The sequence below is a fragment of the Cryptosporangium japonicum genome (assembly GCF_039524755.1).
Classification (GTDB): domain Bacteria; phylum Actinomycetota; class Actinomycetes; order Mycobacteriales; family Cryptosporangiaceae; genus Cryptosporangium; species Cryptosporangium japonicum.
Genome location: NZ_BAAAGX010000018.1, coordinates 110,581 through 124,407 on the forward strand (window position 1 = coordinate 110,581; position 13,827 = coordinate 124,407).

The window sequence follows — 13,827 nt, forward strand, 5'->3', positions numbered from 1 at the left end:
GGTGCGGGCGACGGCATGGCTGCGATCGGTGAGGCCCGGCCTGCGGCGTGCCGCGATCGGCGGGCTAATGGCGATTGTTCGCGCGGTGATCGGCGAGGGTGCTGGGCCGGCGTGCCGCCCTACTCGCAGCGCAGCAAACTCCGCCCCATCGGCGCGGTGCGGCCCAACTCCGCGCCGCGCCGGCGGCTGTGCGTTGCCGTGCTCGGGGTGCGGCGGAGTGTGCGTTGCCGTGCTCGGGGTGCGGCGGAGTGTGCGTTGCCGTGCTCGGGGTGCGGCGGATTGTGCGTTGCCGTGCTCGCGGGGCGGCAGATTGTGCGCTGCGGCCCTCGCGGGGTGGCGGATCGTGCGCTGCGGCCCTCGCGGGGCGGCAGATTGTGCGCTGCGCTCCTCGCGGGGCAGCGGACGGCGGCACCGTTACCCGAGCGGCGCGACCCGACTCCGCGCAGCAGTTCCCGCGATGCAATCGAGCTCGGCGTCGCACTTCTCCGGCGCTGCGGCCCCGCATCGCAACCACGTGGCTGTGAACCTCGCAGCAGGGCCACAGCGGCGGTGAAGCCCGCACTACGTTCCTGCGGCGCAAGGGAGGCAGCGGCCCGACTTTGCGCAGCAGTGCCCGTGGCGCGGCCCAGGTCCACCCCGTAATCCCCTGCTGTGCGGACCGGCCCCGCCCGGCAGTCCCACGGCGCTCTTCGGCTTCGTGCCGCACTGTTGTGCGCATCGACCCGAGCCGCAATCACGCGGCCTCTATCTGACGCGGAAGCCCGCCGGGGCGGTTAAGGCCCACACCACACCCCCTGAGGCGCGGCCCCGGGCGGCGGCAGTGCGGCCGGCTTCGTGCCGCGATCCCTGCCGGGCGACCCGGCTCTGCGTCGCACCGTTGTCGCCCAGCGAACTCCGCGCCGCACCCACGCGGCTGTGCACCTCGCGCGGAGCGGTCGCAGCGCGGGGAAGGTTCCCCGTGCAGTCCCCGGTTTGGTCCGGATTCGCGCACCTCTTGCGGCACACAGAGCGGCCCCTCGCCGCATCCATGCGGCTGTGGACCCCGCGAGGGAGGCCCGCTGCGGCGGTCAGCGCGCACGGCAATCCCGCGGTTGGGGCTTGGAAGGCGGCGGCGCGGCCCGACTGCGTGCCGCAATTCTGCGGCGTGGCTCGGTTTCGCGATCACCTCGTGCGGTGCGGTGGGCCCGTGTCGCAATCGCCTGGCCAGGTAGCTCGCCTGGGGCGACCGCAGCCCCCTGCGGCGTGGGCCGGTTTCGCGCTGCCCTTTGCGGCGGCGAAGTGGACCCCGTGCCGCAATCACCTGGCTAGGTACCTCACGCGGATGACCGTCGCGCCGATCAGGCCCGCGCCGTGATTGCCGCAGCGGCCCCCGCGCCGCCCGCTTGTGCCGCAGCGTGCCCCGCGCCGCAACCCCGCCATACGGGCCGGCTCCGCGCCGCAACCCTGCGAGGCGCCAGGCTCCGCCATGCAATCACTCAGCTGTGGACTTCGCGTGGAAAGGCCGCAACGGTGATCAGCCCGCGCCGCAACCCCCTGCAGCGCGGGCTGATAGACGGCGTCGTCGCCCGTCAGAGTTTGAAGACGAAGGCGTAGGACACCGCGCCGGCAGCGAGGGCTCCGATCAGGGCGGCCCAGATCGACCAGCCGAACGGGAAGGCCAGCAGGGCGAAGACCAGTACGGCGGCCACGGCGGGGACGACCCACTTCGGCACCGGTGGGAGCGCCGGGCGTTTTTCCTGCGGGGGGTGGGCGTCGATTTCGGGCAGGTAGCCGGTGACGTCCGGGGCGTCGGGATTCGGGACCGCGTCGCGGGCCGCGGCGTCGCGGGCTTCGATGTCGGAGGGCGTGGCGTCCGAGGGGTTCGCAGTCATGTCACTGTCGCTACCCGGCCCGGACCCCACGCACACGAAAGGGCCCGTTGCCGGGCCCTTTCGTACTCTCAGCGCTCCTCGCGGAACTCGACGTGGCGGGCGGCGCGTGGGTCGTACTTCGTCAGCGTGAGCCGGTTGGGGTCGTTTCGCCGGTTCTTGCGGGTGACGTACGTGTAGCCGGTGCCCGCCGTCGATCGCAGCTTCACCACGGGGCGGAGCTCGTTGCCCTTGGCCATGTTGGCCCTCCCTCTTCTCGCGGTTAGCATAACGAAAACCATGTTCAAGTATTCCCGGGAATGCGGGCGTGGTCAGTTGGGTTATCCAACCGAGAACGAAGAGAGAGGAACGAAGGCATGAAGCCTGGCATCCACCCCGAGTACCGTCCCGTGGTGTTCCGTGACCGGTCGGCGGACGAGGCGTTCCTGACCCGCTCGACGGTGAGCACCGACCGCACGATCGAGTGGGCGGACGGGAACACCTACCCCCTCGTCGAGGTCGACATCTCGTCGGCGAGCCACCCCTTCTACACCGGCAAGCAGCGCATTCTCGACAGCGCCGGCCGGGTGGAGAAGTTCCGGGCGCGGTACGCGAAGAAGAAGTAACCCCCGAACCAACGATGGCCCCGCGAGAGCGGGGCCATCGTCGTGTCGCGAACTTTTGCGTGACCGCCCCCGTGGTCCATCCATGTTCATCCCGCCGGAGATCAGCGCGCTGCTCGACGACGTGCACGCGGTCGTGGTGCAGGGGCCACCGGGGATCGGCCGGACGTCGCTGCTCCGGCACGCCGCGGACACCGCCGACGGGGCCGTGGTGCTCACCGCGGAAGGGGTGGAGACCGAGGCCGGCCTCCCGTTCGCCGCGCTGCACCGGCTGTTGATGCCGCTGTCCGAGCGGATGTCGTCGCTGCCCGAACGGCAGGCGGCCACCCTCGCGCGGCTGATGGCCGGCGAGGCTCCGGCCGGGTTCCCGCTCGGGGTGGCGGTGGTCGAGCTGCTGACCCGGACGAGCCGAAGACAGCCGGTGCTGTGCTGCGTGGACGACGTCCACCTGGTCGACGACTCCTCCAGGGACGTGTTGGCGTTCGTCGCCCGCCGGATCGCGACCGAGTCGATCAGGATGCTGTTCACGATGCCGGACGACCGGCCGCCGCTGCCGGGTCTGCCGTCGGTCACGCTGCCCGGGGTCGACGCCGGGGAGCTCCTCGCCGGAACCGTCCCCGCCGACGTCGCGGCGGCCATCGGGCGCGGGTGCGCCGGCAACCCCCGCGCGATCGAGGAGCTGACCCGAACGCTCTCGGCCGATCAGCGGAACGGCCGGGCGCCGCTCCCGGAGACGCTGCCGCTCTACAGCCGGGTGCGCCGGGAGTACGACGAGCGCCTCGCGCGGTTGCCGGTCGCGGCTCGGCGGCTCCTGCTGCTGGTCGCGGCGGACGAGCACGTCGATGTGCGGACGCTCGGGCGGGTGGCCTCGGCGGCCGGGGGTGATCTGTCGGCGCTCGCGCCGGCCGAGGCGGCCGGGCTCGTCCACGAGGTCGACGGAGCGGTGCGGTTCCGCTTCCCGCTGCTGCGTGGGGCGGTGTACCGGGCGGCGTCCGACGAGGACCGCCGGGCGGCCCACCGCCTCCTCGCCGACGTGCTCGCCGAGTCGACCGGGGCCGATCCGCGGGCGGAGGCCCACCTCCGCCTCCGCCACGCCTGGCACGTGGCCGCCCTCGCCCCACCCCACCCCGGCGAACCGTCCGCGGCACGGAAGCTGGCGCACGCGGCGGACGCCGTGCGACGCAACGGGGACCACGCGGCGGCCTCCGAGGCGGTGGAACGGGTCGCCGAGCTGACCCGGCAACCCGAAGACCGGGCCGCGCACCTGCTCACCGCCGCCCAGGACGCCTGGTTGGCGGGCCGGCCGCACCGCGCCGGTGTCCTGCTCGCCCGGCTCCGCCCACCGCACCCGGAGACCGCGCTGCTCGGTTTCCGCGACCTGCTGCGCGGCGAGATCGAGCTGCGTACCGGCGCCCCCACCACCGCGCAGGAACTGCTCCTCGCCGCGGCCGACCGGCTCGGCGAACCCCACCGCACCGACGCGATGATCGCGCTCATCCACGCCAGCGAAGTCGACTTCGTCTCCGGCGACCGACGGCGCTACCTCCGCACCCTCCACCGGGTCATCGCGTTGCGCCGCGGCGACGAGTCCGGCGCCGCCGAGCTGATGTTCGAGTTCTGCACCGGCATGGCCGCGACCTTCGAACGACGGCACGCCGACGCGACCGCTCCGCTGCGTCGGGTGCTCGAACTGAGCACCCGGCACGACGATCCGACGTTGCTGAGCTGGGCCGCGCTCACCGCGTGCGTTCTCGGCCAGGAGGACGCCGCCCTCGGGCTCGCGGTGCGGGCCCGGGCCTCCGCGCAGGTACGCGGCGAGATCGCGGCGCTGCCCCGCACGTTCGAGCTCAGCACGTACGCGCAGCTCTGGCTGGGTCGTCACGCCGGCGCCGCGTCCACCGCGGACGAGGGCCTCGCGCTGGCCCGCTCGCTCGGCCAACCGGGTTCGGCGAGTTTCCAGCTGGCGAGCCTCGCGTTGCTCGCGGTTCCCCGGGGCGACGAGCCGACGTGCGTGGTGCGTGCCCGTGCGGCGATCGCCGAGGCCGACGACCGCGGCCCGGGGATGTCGGTGGCGATGGCCAACTGGGCGCTCGGCGCGCTCGACCTCACCGTCGGGCGCACGGCCGAGGCGATGGCGCGGCTGCGCGTGCTCGTCACCGCGAGCGGACGGAGCCATCCGCTGGTCCGGATGATGGCCGCGCCGCACTTCGTCGAGGCGGCGTTGCGCTGCGGCGACCGCGAGGCCGCGGCGACGGTCGGTGGCTACTTCGACGCCTGGGCGGGGGCGACCGGCAGCCCGGCCCCGATGGCGCTCGCGGCCCGGTGTCGTGCGCTGGTGGCGACCGACCCCGGGGTGGCCGAGGAGAACTACCGGGAGGCGATGCGCCTGCACCGCCTCGGTCGGCACGAGTTCGAACGGGCCCGCACCGAGCTGCTGTACGGGCACGAGCTGCGCCGACGCCGGGGCGCGTCGGCCGCTCGGGAAGTGCTGCACGACGCCCTGGACACGTTCCGGCAGCTGGAGGCCGAACCCTGGGCGCGCGCGTGCCAGGGTGAGCTGCGCGCCACCGGCGAGGACGCCCGCCCGGCGAGCGCACCGACGCCCGATCTCACCCCACAGCAACTGCGGATCGCCCGGTTCGCCGCCCAGGGAGCGACGAACCGGGAGATCGCCGCCCAGCTCTACCTGAGCGTGCGAACCGTGGACCACCACATGCGCAACATCTTCGTCCGCCTCGGCGTCCGATCACGCGTCGAGCTGGTCCGCCGCCTTTCCTAGTAGGGCGCCGTGCCCCGCGCGGGAAGCACCCAGTCGGCCACCTCGGGCATGTCCTCCAGGTGCTCGACCACGTACTTCTCGTGCTTCTCCAGCTGCGCCTCGCACCACGCCTTGAGCTCCGAGGCGCCCGGCGGCGTGCGGCGCGCGTTGTTCAGCGCGTCGATCACCAGGTGGTACCGCGACGCCTTGTTCTTCACCGTCATGTCGAACGGTGTCGTCGTGGTGCCTTCCTCGATGAACCCGCGGACGTGGAACCGGTCGGCGTCCGGGCGTCCGTGCACGACCTGGTGGATCGCTCCCGGGAACCCGTGGAACGCGAACACGACGTCCACGTGGTCGGTGAACAGCTCGCGGAACAGCATCGGCTCCATGCCGTGCGGGTGGTCCTTCGGCCGGGCCAGCGCCATCAGGTCGACGACGTTCACGACCCGGGTGCGGAAGTGGGGTAGCCGCTCGGTGAGGATCTGCGCCGCCGCGACGGTCTCCATCGTCACGACGTCACCGGCGCTGGCGAGCACGATGTCGGGTTCGCTGGTGCCGTCGTCGTTCCCGGCCCACTCCCAGATGCCGGCACCGCGGGCGCAGTGCTCGATCGCCTCGTCGATCGTCAGATACTGCAGTTGCGGTTGTTTGTCGATGACGATCAGGTTGACGTAGGACCGCGAGCGGAAGCAGTGGTCGGCCACCGAGAGCAGGCAGTTCGCGTCCGGCGGCAGGTAGATCCGGGACACCGTGCCGCGCTGGGTGAGCACGGTCTGGATCAGACCCGGTCCCTGGTGGGAGAACCCGTTGTGGTCGTTCCGCCAGGCCGTCGACGTCAGCAAGATGTTCAGCGACGGCACTTTCGCCCGCCACGACAGGTGGTTGGCTTCTTCCAGCCACTTGCTGTGCTGGACGGTCTGCGAGGCGCTGACCATCGCGAACGCCTCGTACGTGCCGAACAGCCCGTGCCGGCCGGTGAGCGTGTACCCCTCGAGCCAGCCGTGGCAGTTGTGCTCCGACAGCACCTCCATGACCCGGCCGTCGTGGCTCAACGACACGTCGGTGGGCAACACCGTCTCGGCCCAGGCCCGGTCGGACACCTCGAACACCGCGCCCAGGCGGTTGCTGTTCGTCTCGTCGGGGGAGAACAGCCGGAAGCGGTCGGGGTTGCGTGCGTAGATGTCACGCATCAGCTCGCCGAGTTTGCGGGTCGACTCCGCCCTGGTGCCGGCCGGCGCCTCGACCTCGATCGCGTAGTCGCGGAAGTCGGGCAGGTCGAGGTCCCGGGTGAGCAGCCCGCCGTTGGCGTGCGGCGTGGCCGACATCCGCAGGTCACCCTCCGGGTTCGCGGCCAGCACGTCGTCGTTCGGTGTCCCGTCCGGGCCGAACAGCTCGTCCGGACGGTACGAGCGCATCCACCGCTCGAGCTGGGCCAGGTGTTCGGGGTTGTCCTTGACGCCGGACAGCGGCACCTGGTGCGCGCGGAACGTGCCGGCCACCGCCGTGCCGTCGACCTCCTCGGGGCCCGTCCAGCCCTTCGGCGTACGCAGGATGATCATCGGCCACCGTGGGCGCGAGCCGTCCCACTCGCCGTCCCGCGCGGACTGCTGGATGCGGCGGATCGCCGCCCAGGCCGTGGCCAGCGCCTCGGCGAAGCCGTAGTGCATGCCCGGCAGATCGGAGCCCTCGACCTCGATCACGTCGTAGCCGTGGCCGGAGAACAGGTCACGTACCTCGGCCGGGTCCTTGCGGGCGAGCACGGTGGGGCCGGAGATCTTCGCGCCGTTGAGGTGCAGCACCGGGAGCACCGCGCCGTCACGCGTCGGGTTGAGGAACGAGATGCCCTTCCACGCACCCTCGAGCGGCCCGGTCTCGGCTTCGCCGTCACCGACGACCGCGAGCGCGAGCAGCTCCGGGTTGTCCATGACCGCGCCGAACGCGTGCACCAGGACGTACCCCAGCTCGCCGCCTTCGTGGATCGACCCCGGCGTGGTGACCGAGACGTGGCTCGGGATGCCACCCGGCGCGGAGAACTGGCGGAACAGCCGGTGCAGGCCGGCCTCGTCGCGGCCGACGCGCGGGTAAACCTCGCTGTACGTGCCCTCCAGCCAGCCGGCCGCGACCAGCGCGGGGCCGCCGTGCCCCGGACCGGCCAGGTAGAGCGCCTGCTGGCCGGTGAGGCGGATCAGCCGGGACAGGTGCGCGTAGAGGAACGACAGACCGGGGCTGGTGCCCCAGTGCCCGAGCAGCCGCGGCTTGATGTGTTCGGGCCGGAGCGGCTCACGCAGCAGGGCGTTGTCCTGCAGATAGATCTGTCCGACGGTCAGATAGTTGTTCGCCCTCCACCACGCGTCGACGCGAGCCAGGTCCGTGTCGTCGAGGTGTCGGACGCGTTCGGCGAGATCGATGGCGGTGGTATCGGTGCCGAGACTCATGACTTCAGGGTTTCGCAGGCGCGGGTCGATAAACAGAGGACTTTGGTCCCTGACCTCTTCCCGCCACCCGGTGTTCAGCTGGGAACCATGGATCAGCTCGACATCGCCCGGTGGCAGTTCGGCATCACCACCGTCTACCACTTCATCTTCGTGCCGATCACGATCGGCCTGTCGGTGCTGGTCGCGATCCTGGAAACCGCGTACGTGCGCACCGGCAAGGAGCACTACAAGCGGGCGACGAAGTTCTGGGGAAAGCTGTTCCTGATCAACTTCGCGCTCGGCGTGGCCACCGGGATCGTGCAGGAATTCCAGTTCGGCATGGCCTGGAGCGACTACTCCCGCTACGTCGGCGACATCTTCGGCGCGCCGCTGGCCATCGAGGGCCTGCTCGCGTTCTTCCTCGAGTCGACGTTCCTCGGGCTCTGGATCTTCGGCTGGGACAAGCTGCCGAGAGCGGTCCACGCGGCCTGCATGTGGGCGGCGTCGATCGGCACGGTGCTCTCGGCCTACTTCATCCTGGCCGCGAACTCCTGGATGCAGCACCCGGTGGGGTACCGGATCAACGTCGAAACCGGGCGGGCGGAGCTCGTCGACTTCCCGGCCGTGCTCACGAACCCCACGACGCTGGTGACGTTCCCGCACGTGGTGTTCGCCGCGTTCATGACCGGGGCGGCGCTGATGATCGGGGTGGCCGCCTGGCACCTGGCCCGCCACCAGCACACCGACGTCATGCGGCCGTCGCTGAAGCTGGGGGCGTGGTTCCTGCTGGTGGCCTCGATCGGGGTCGTGATCAGCGGCGACGTGCAGGCCAAGATCATGACCGAGCAGCAGCCGATGAAGATGGCCGCGGCCGAGGCGCTCTACGACACGGTGGCGCCGGCGTCGTTCTCGATCTTCACGATCGGGTCGCTGGACGGGTCCGAGGAAGTGTTCAGCATCCGCGTGCCCCGGCTGCTGTCCTACCTGGCCACCGGGAGCTGGGACGGCGAGGTCGAGGGCATCAACGACGTCCAGCGCGACTCCGAGATCGCGTACGGCCCCGGCGACTACCGCCCGGTGGTGCCGGTGACCTACTGGTCGTTCCGCCTGATGATCGGCTTCGGGCTGCTGGCGACCGCCGTGGCCGTGCTCCTGCTGGTCCTGCTCCGCAAACCACGGCCCTGGCTGTGGAAGGCCGCGGTGTGGGCCATCCCGCTGCCGATCCTCGCGAACTCGTTCGGGTGGATCTTCACCGAGATGGGACGGCAGCCCTGGGTCGTGCACGGGCTGCTCCGCACCGCCGACGGCGTCTCGCCGAACGTGTCAGCAGCCACGATCGCCACGTCGCTCACCGTCTTCACGCTGCTCTACGGCGCGCTCGCCGTCGTCGAGCTCGGACTGATGGCGAAGTACGCGAAGCAAGGCCCTTCCGAAGAGGCCGAGACCACCGAGCGCCCCGTCGCGTTCGCCTACTGAGGACGTTTCCCGTGGAACTCACCACCGTCTGGTTCCTGCTGATCGCCGTGCTCTGGGTCGGCTACTTCTTCCTCGAAGGCTTCGACTTCGGCGTCGGCATGCTGTTACCGCTTCTCGGGCGCGACGACACCGAGCGCCGCGTGCTCATCAACACGATCGGCCCGGTCTGGGACGGCAACGAGGTCTGGCTGCTGGTCGCCGGCGGCGCCACGTTCGCCGCGTTCCCGGAGTGGTACGCGACGCTGTTCAGCGGCTTCTACCTGCCGCTGCTGATCATCCTGGTCGCGTTGATCGTGCGTGGCGTCGCGTTCGAGTACCGGGGCAAGCGGAGCTCCGCCCGCTGGAAGCGCTACTGGGACCTCGGCATCGTCGTCGGCTCGTTTGTGCCCGCCGTGCTCTGGGGCGTCGCGTTCGGCAACATCGTCCGCGGCGTGCCGATCGACGCCGACGCCGAGTACACCGGCACGTTCGTCACCCTGCTCAACCCGTACGCCCTGCTCGGCGGCCTGGCCACGCTGACACTGTTCCTGCTGCACGGCACCGTGTTCGTCGCGTTGAAGACCCACGGCGAGATCCGGGTGCGGGCCCGCGCGCTGGCGGTCCGGGTCGCGGCGGCCACCGTCGTCGTCGGCGCCGGCTTCCTGCTGTGGACACAACTGGCCCTGGGCAAACCCGTCACCTGGGCCACGGTCGCGGGTGCGGCCGTCGCGTTGATCGCCACCGTGGTGGCGATCCGGGCCGGCCGCGAGGGCTGGGCGTTCCTGGCCAGCGGCGCCGCGATCGTGCTCGCGGTCGTAACGCTGTTCACCGCGCTGTTCCCGAACGTGATGCCCTCGACCACCGCCGACGCCTACAGCCTGACGACGACGAACGCGTCCTCGACGCCGTACACGCTGGAGATCATGACCTGGGTCGCGGCGATCTTCACCCCGCTCGTCGTGCTCTACCAGAGCTGGTCGTACTGGGTGTTCCGCCAGCGCATCGGCACGGCTGACATCCCGGTGACCTGAATTACATCGATGGAATTCGAACCCTTCGAGCCGGGGCTCCGTTCTCTTTCCGTGGACTTGTCGGAGAGAACGTTACGGCTGGAGAACGTCAGGGACGGTGTCTCGTTCGAGGTCCGTCCTCGACGTGTCACCGCGCTGTTCGGCTCCGACGACGCGTCGAACCTGCTGACCGTCGCGCTCGGGCTGGTGCGTCCGGAGCAGGGCCGGGTGACGGTCGACGGCGTCGATCTCGACGACCTCGACCCCTCGGCCTGGTGGTCGGAGGTCGCCTGGGTGCCGCAGCGGCCGGCGCTGGTCGCCGGCACGATCGCGGAGAACATCCGGATGGGCTGGTCGGCCACCGACGCCCAGGTCGCCGAGGCGGCGGCCGCGGCGGGCCTCGGCGAGATGCTCGACGTCCTCGACGACGAGTGGTCGGACGAGCAACGCCAGCGGGTCGGGCTCGCCCGCGTGTTCCTGCGTGACTCCGCCGTGGTGGTGCTCGACGAGCCGACGGCCGTCCTCGACGCCGACGGCGAACCGGCGCTCGCGATGCTGCGGCGTCTGCTGGCCGGCCGGACGGCGCTGCTGGCCGCCCACCGGCCGGCGCTGCTCACCCTCGCGGACGTCGTCGTCGCAGTGCCCGCGCTCGTGCCCGCTTAGTGCAGCCGGTCGCGCCACTGTCGTTCGAACAGGAGCCACTCACGGGTCCAGTCGGCGTCGCGCCGCTCGTCCAGGCGACCGCGGCCCCACTGGTAGAGGCCCCAGATCATCAGGCCGAACATGCTGACGCAGCCGATCACCGTCGCCCCGGCCCGGAACCGCAGGTCGGCGGGCTCGACCGGGGGACGCACCGGCGTGAAGTCCTGGTCCATCCACACCTCCACCGACGCGCCGTCGATGGCGCCGGGCGGCGCGCCGAACACGTTGCCGGTGCGCATCGTGCCGTCGGGGAGCGTCCAGGTGGCCGGTACGCCGGGCCCGGGCGCCGGTGGCACCGAGCCGACCGCGGTGCGCCCGCCGGAGGTCTCGGCGAGCAGGACGACCGGCACCTGACGCAGGTGCGACCGCAGCGCGGCGGCCTCGTCGAGACCGCGGTGGTAGGTGCCGAGCACCACCAGGAACGAGATCACCGACACCGCCAGGACGGCCAGCGCCGAGAACATCCGGAGCGTGCGCTCCAGCCGATCGACCCGGCGCCGCAACGGGCTCCTGGTCAGCCCGAGCAACCGCAACGCACGGCGGCCGCGCGTGTACTTCGGCTGACGCATCGATGGTTCTCCTTGCCGGTGTCGGGCCCTCCGTCAGCTAGACGACGCGAGCGTGGGGTCCCGTTCATTCAGACCTCGAACGGAACGGTCCACTGCAGACGGGCACCGCCGCCGGGGGCCGGCTCGAGCGTGCAGACACCGCCCAGACGCCGCGCCCGCGCCGCCATGTTGACGGTTCCATGGCCCGCGGGGACGGCGTCGCCCGGCCCGACGCCGTCGTCGGTGACCTCGAGCATTACGCGCCGGGCCGCGGGGTCCACCGCGACCGTCACCTCGGCGCTGCCAGCCCCGGCGTGCCGCGCGACGTTCGTCAGCGCCTCGCCGAGCACCGCGAGCAGATCGGGCCGGACGGCGTCCGGAACGGCCGCGTCGATCGGTCCGTCGAGGCGCAGCCGGGGCTCGAAACCGAGCGTGCCCGCGGCCCCGGTGACGATGCGCAGCACCTCGCCGCGCAGCCCGCTGGGCCGCTCGGCCGGTTCCTGGAGCGAGAAGATCGTCTTGCGGACGTCCCGGATCGTCTCGTCCAGGTCGTCGACGAACGCGGTGAGCTTCTCCGCGACGTCGGGCCGCCCGACCATCGCGGTAACCCCCTGCAGCCCGAGCCCGACCGCGAACAGCCGCTGGATGATCAGGTCGTGCAGGTCGCGGGCGATCCGGTCGCGGTCCTCGAAGACGGCCAGCCGCTGCCGGTCGGCGGTGGCCCGGCCGAACTCCACCGCCAGCGCGGCCTGCCCGGCGAACGCCTGCACCATCCGCACGTCGGCGTCGTCGAACGGGTTCCCGCCGGGCGCGCGGAGCACCACGATCGACCCGAGCTGGTGACCCCCGGCCACGAGCGGCACGAGCACGGCCGGGCCGTCGAACTCGTCCGGCGTCTCGCCGGGGGAGAGCAGCAGCGCGGAATCGGCGTGCGCGATCTCGGTGGCCTTGGCCACGATCAGCTCGGCCGTCTCGTCCGGGTCCGCGCCGCGCAACAGTGCGGCGGTGACGTCGGTGGACGCGGTGAGCCACTGTTCGCGCCGGCGGGTCTCCTCGAACAGCCGCGCGTTCTCGATCGCGATCGCGGCCGCGGCGGCCAGCGCGACGACGACGTCCTCGTCCTCCTCGCTGAAGTCGCCACCGCCGCGTTTCTCGGTGAGGTACAGGTTGCCGAACACGGTGCCGCGCACCCGGATGGGGACGCCGAGGAACGACGTCATCGGTGGGTGGTTGGGCGGGAACCCGTACGACTCCGGGTGCTCGCTCAGGTCGTGCAGGCGAATCGGTTCCGGTTCGTTGATCAGCAGGCCCAGAATGCCCTTGCCGTGGGGCGGATCGCCGATCGCGACGCGTGTCTCGGTGTCGAGCCCGACGGTGATGAACTCGACCAGGATCCGGTCCGGCCCGACGACGCCGAGCGCGGCGTAGCGTGCGTCGGCCAGCTCCGCCGAGAGCTCGACGATCCGGCGCAGCGTGTCGGGCAGGCTCAGATCGCTGGCGATCGACACCACGGCGTCGAGCAGCCGGTGCAGCCGGGACTGGGTGTCGAGCAGGTCCTCGGCCCGGACGACCAGCTCACGGAGCAGGGCGTCGAGCCGCAGTCGTCCGAGTGGAACGTCAGCCACGATTCGGGACTTTAGCCCGTGCCGGGAACGCGCCGAACGCCCTAGCGTGAAGACGTGATCAGGGTCTATCTCCTCGACGACCACGAGGTCGTCCGTCGTGGTCTGGCCGCGCTCCTGGAATCCAGCGGTGACATCGAGGTGATCGGGGAATCCGGCTCCGCGCCCGAGGCCGCCCGGCGGATCCCCGCGCTCCGCCCGGACGTCGCCGTGCTCGACGCCCGCCTCCCCGACGGCAACGGCATCGACGTCTGCCGCGACGTCCGGTCGGCCGACCCGACGATCAAAGCGTTGATCCTGACCTCGTACCAGGACGACGAGGCGCTGTTCAGCGCGATCATGGCCGGTGCCGCCGGCTACGTGCTCAAGCAGATCCGCGGCACCGACCTGGTCGACGCGATCCGGCGGGTCGCGGCCGGGCAGAGCCTCCTCGACCCGGCGGTGACCCAGCAGGTGCTCACCCGGATCCGGGAAGGGCACGACCAGGAGCCGCCGGAACTGGCGCGGCTCACCGGCCAGGAGCGCAAGATCCTGGAACTGATCGCGCAGGGGATGACGAACCGGCAGATCGGCGAGGAGATGTTCCTGGCCGAGAAGACCGTGAAGAACTACGTCTCGAGCCTGCTGTCGAAGCTCGGCCTCGAACGCCGCACCCAGGCGGCGATCCTCGCCACCAAGTTGCTTTCCTAGCCACCGCGGTCGGCCGGGAGGGGGGAGTTTTCGGCCGGCCGCGGTGGAACCCGGTTCGGGTAACTCGGATACGTGCGCACTCGGGTGCGGGTTCACGACTTACCTAGTTACTACACAGGTATGTAGTAATAATGGGAAGTAGTTGAACGCTAAAG

General features: G+C 71.3%; 11 protein-coding genes. 6 read left to right on the forward strand and 5 right to left on the reverse strand.

Annotation, left to right across the window (positions count from 1 at the left end):
* Window positions 1-1,568: 1,568 nt before the first annotated feature.
* Window positions 1,569-1,871, reverse strand: a complete 303-nt coding sequence (locus ABD437_RS23750) for a hypothetical protein (RefSeq protein ID WP_344651118.1) — start codon at window positions 1,869-1,871, stop codon at window positions 1,569-1,571.
* A 68-nt stretch (window positions 1,872-1,939) separates the two neighbouring features.
* Window positions 1,940-2,107 (reverse strand): 50S ribosomal protein L33, encoded by a 168-nt coding sequence (gene rpmG / locus ABD437_RS23755; RefSeq protein ID WP_344651119.1) that lies wholly within the window; start codon window positions 2,105-2,107, stop codon window positions 1,940-1,942.
* 117 nt (window positions 2,108-2,224) lie between these two features.
* On the opposite strand from rpmG, the gene ABD437_RS23760 reads away from it, so the two are divergent.
* Both ABD437_RS23760 and ABD437_RS23765 read left to right on the forward strand, forming a co-directional pair.
* Window positions 2,225-2,473, forward strand: coding sequence for a type B 50S ribosomal protein L31 (locus ABD437_RS23760; protein ID WP_344651120.1), 249 nt, complete (start codon window positions 2,225-2,227; stop codon window positions 2,471-2,473).
* A gap of 82 nt (window positions 2,474-2,555) precedes the next feature.
* Window positions 2,556-5,249, forward strand: coding sequence for an ATP-binding protein (locus ABD437_RS23765; RefSeq protein ID WP_344651121.1), 2,694 nt, complete (start codon window positions 2,556-2,558; stop codon window positions 5,247-5,249).
* On the opposite strand, the gene ABD437_RS23770 is transcribed toward ABD437_RS23765, so the two are convergent.
* Window positions 5,246-7,666 (reverse strand): phosphoketolase family protein, encoded by a 2,421-nt coding sequence (locus ABD437_RS23770; RefSeq protein WP_344651122.1) that lies wholly within the window; start codon window positions 7,664-7,666, stop codon window positions 5,246-5,248. The two genes, ABD437_RS23765 and ABD437_RS23770, sit on opposite strands and share 4 nt — an antisense overlap.
* Before the next feature lie 87 nt (window positions 7,667-7,753).
* On the opposite strand from ABD437_RS23770, the gene ABD437_RS23775 reads away from it, so the two are divergent.
* Genes ABD437_RS23775 through ABD437_RS23785 form a run of 3 tightly spaced genes read left to right on the forward strand, consistent with a single transcriptional unit; the run spans window position 7,754 to window position 10,773 of the window.
* On the forward strand, window positions 7,754-9,121 hold the full coding sequence (locus ABD437_RS23775; RefSeq protein WP_344651123.1) for a cytochrome ubiquinol oxidase subunit I: 1,368 nt from the start codon (window positions 7,754-7,756) through the stop codon (window positions 9,119-9,121).
* 11 nt (window positions 9,122-9,132) lie between these two features.
* Window positions 9,133-10,131: a cytochrome d ubiquinol oxidase subunit II gene (gene cydB, locus ABD437_RS23780; RefSeq protein WP_344651124.1), complete on the forward strand. Its 999-nt coding sequence runs from the start codon at window positions 9,133-9,135 to the stop codon at window positions 10,129-10,131.
* A 9-nt stretch (window positions 10,132-10,140) separates the two neighbouring features.
* Window positions 10,141-10,773: an ATP-binding cassette domain-containing protein gene (locus ABD437_RS23785; protein WP_344651125.1), complete on the forward strand. Its 633-nt coding sequence runs from the start codon at window positions 10,141-10,143 to the stop codon at window positions 10,771-10,773.
* On the opposite strand, the gene ABD437_RS23790 is transcribed toward ABD437_RS23785, so the two are convergent.
* Complete coding sequence (locus ABD437_RS23790) at window positions 10,770-11,381, reverse strand: Rv1733c family protein (protein ID WP_344651126.1); 612 nt, start codon at window positions 11,379-11,381, stop codon at window positions 10,770-10,772. The two genes, ABD437_RS23785 and ABD437_RS23790, sit on opposite strands and share 4 nt — an antisense overlap.
* A 68-nt stretch (window positions 11,382-11,449) precedes the next feature.
* Complete coding sequence (locus tag ABD437_RS23795) at window positions 11,450-12,985, reverse strand: sensor histidine kinase (protein ID WP_344651127.1); 1,536 nt, start codon at window positions 12,983-12,985, stop codon at window positions 11,450-11,452.
* A 54-nt stretch (window positions 12,986-13,039) separates the two neighbouring features.
* Between ABD437_RS23795 and ABD437_RS23800 the strand changes: the two genes are divergently transcribed.
* Complete coding sequence (locus ABD437_RS23800) at window positions 13,040-13,672, forward strand: response regulator (protein WP_344651128.1); 633 nt, start codon at window positions 13,040-13,042, stop codon at window positions 13,670-13,672.
* Window positions 13,673-13,827 lie beyond the last annotated feature (155 nt).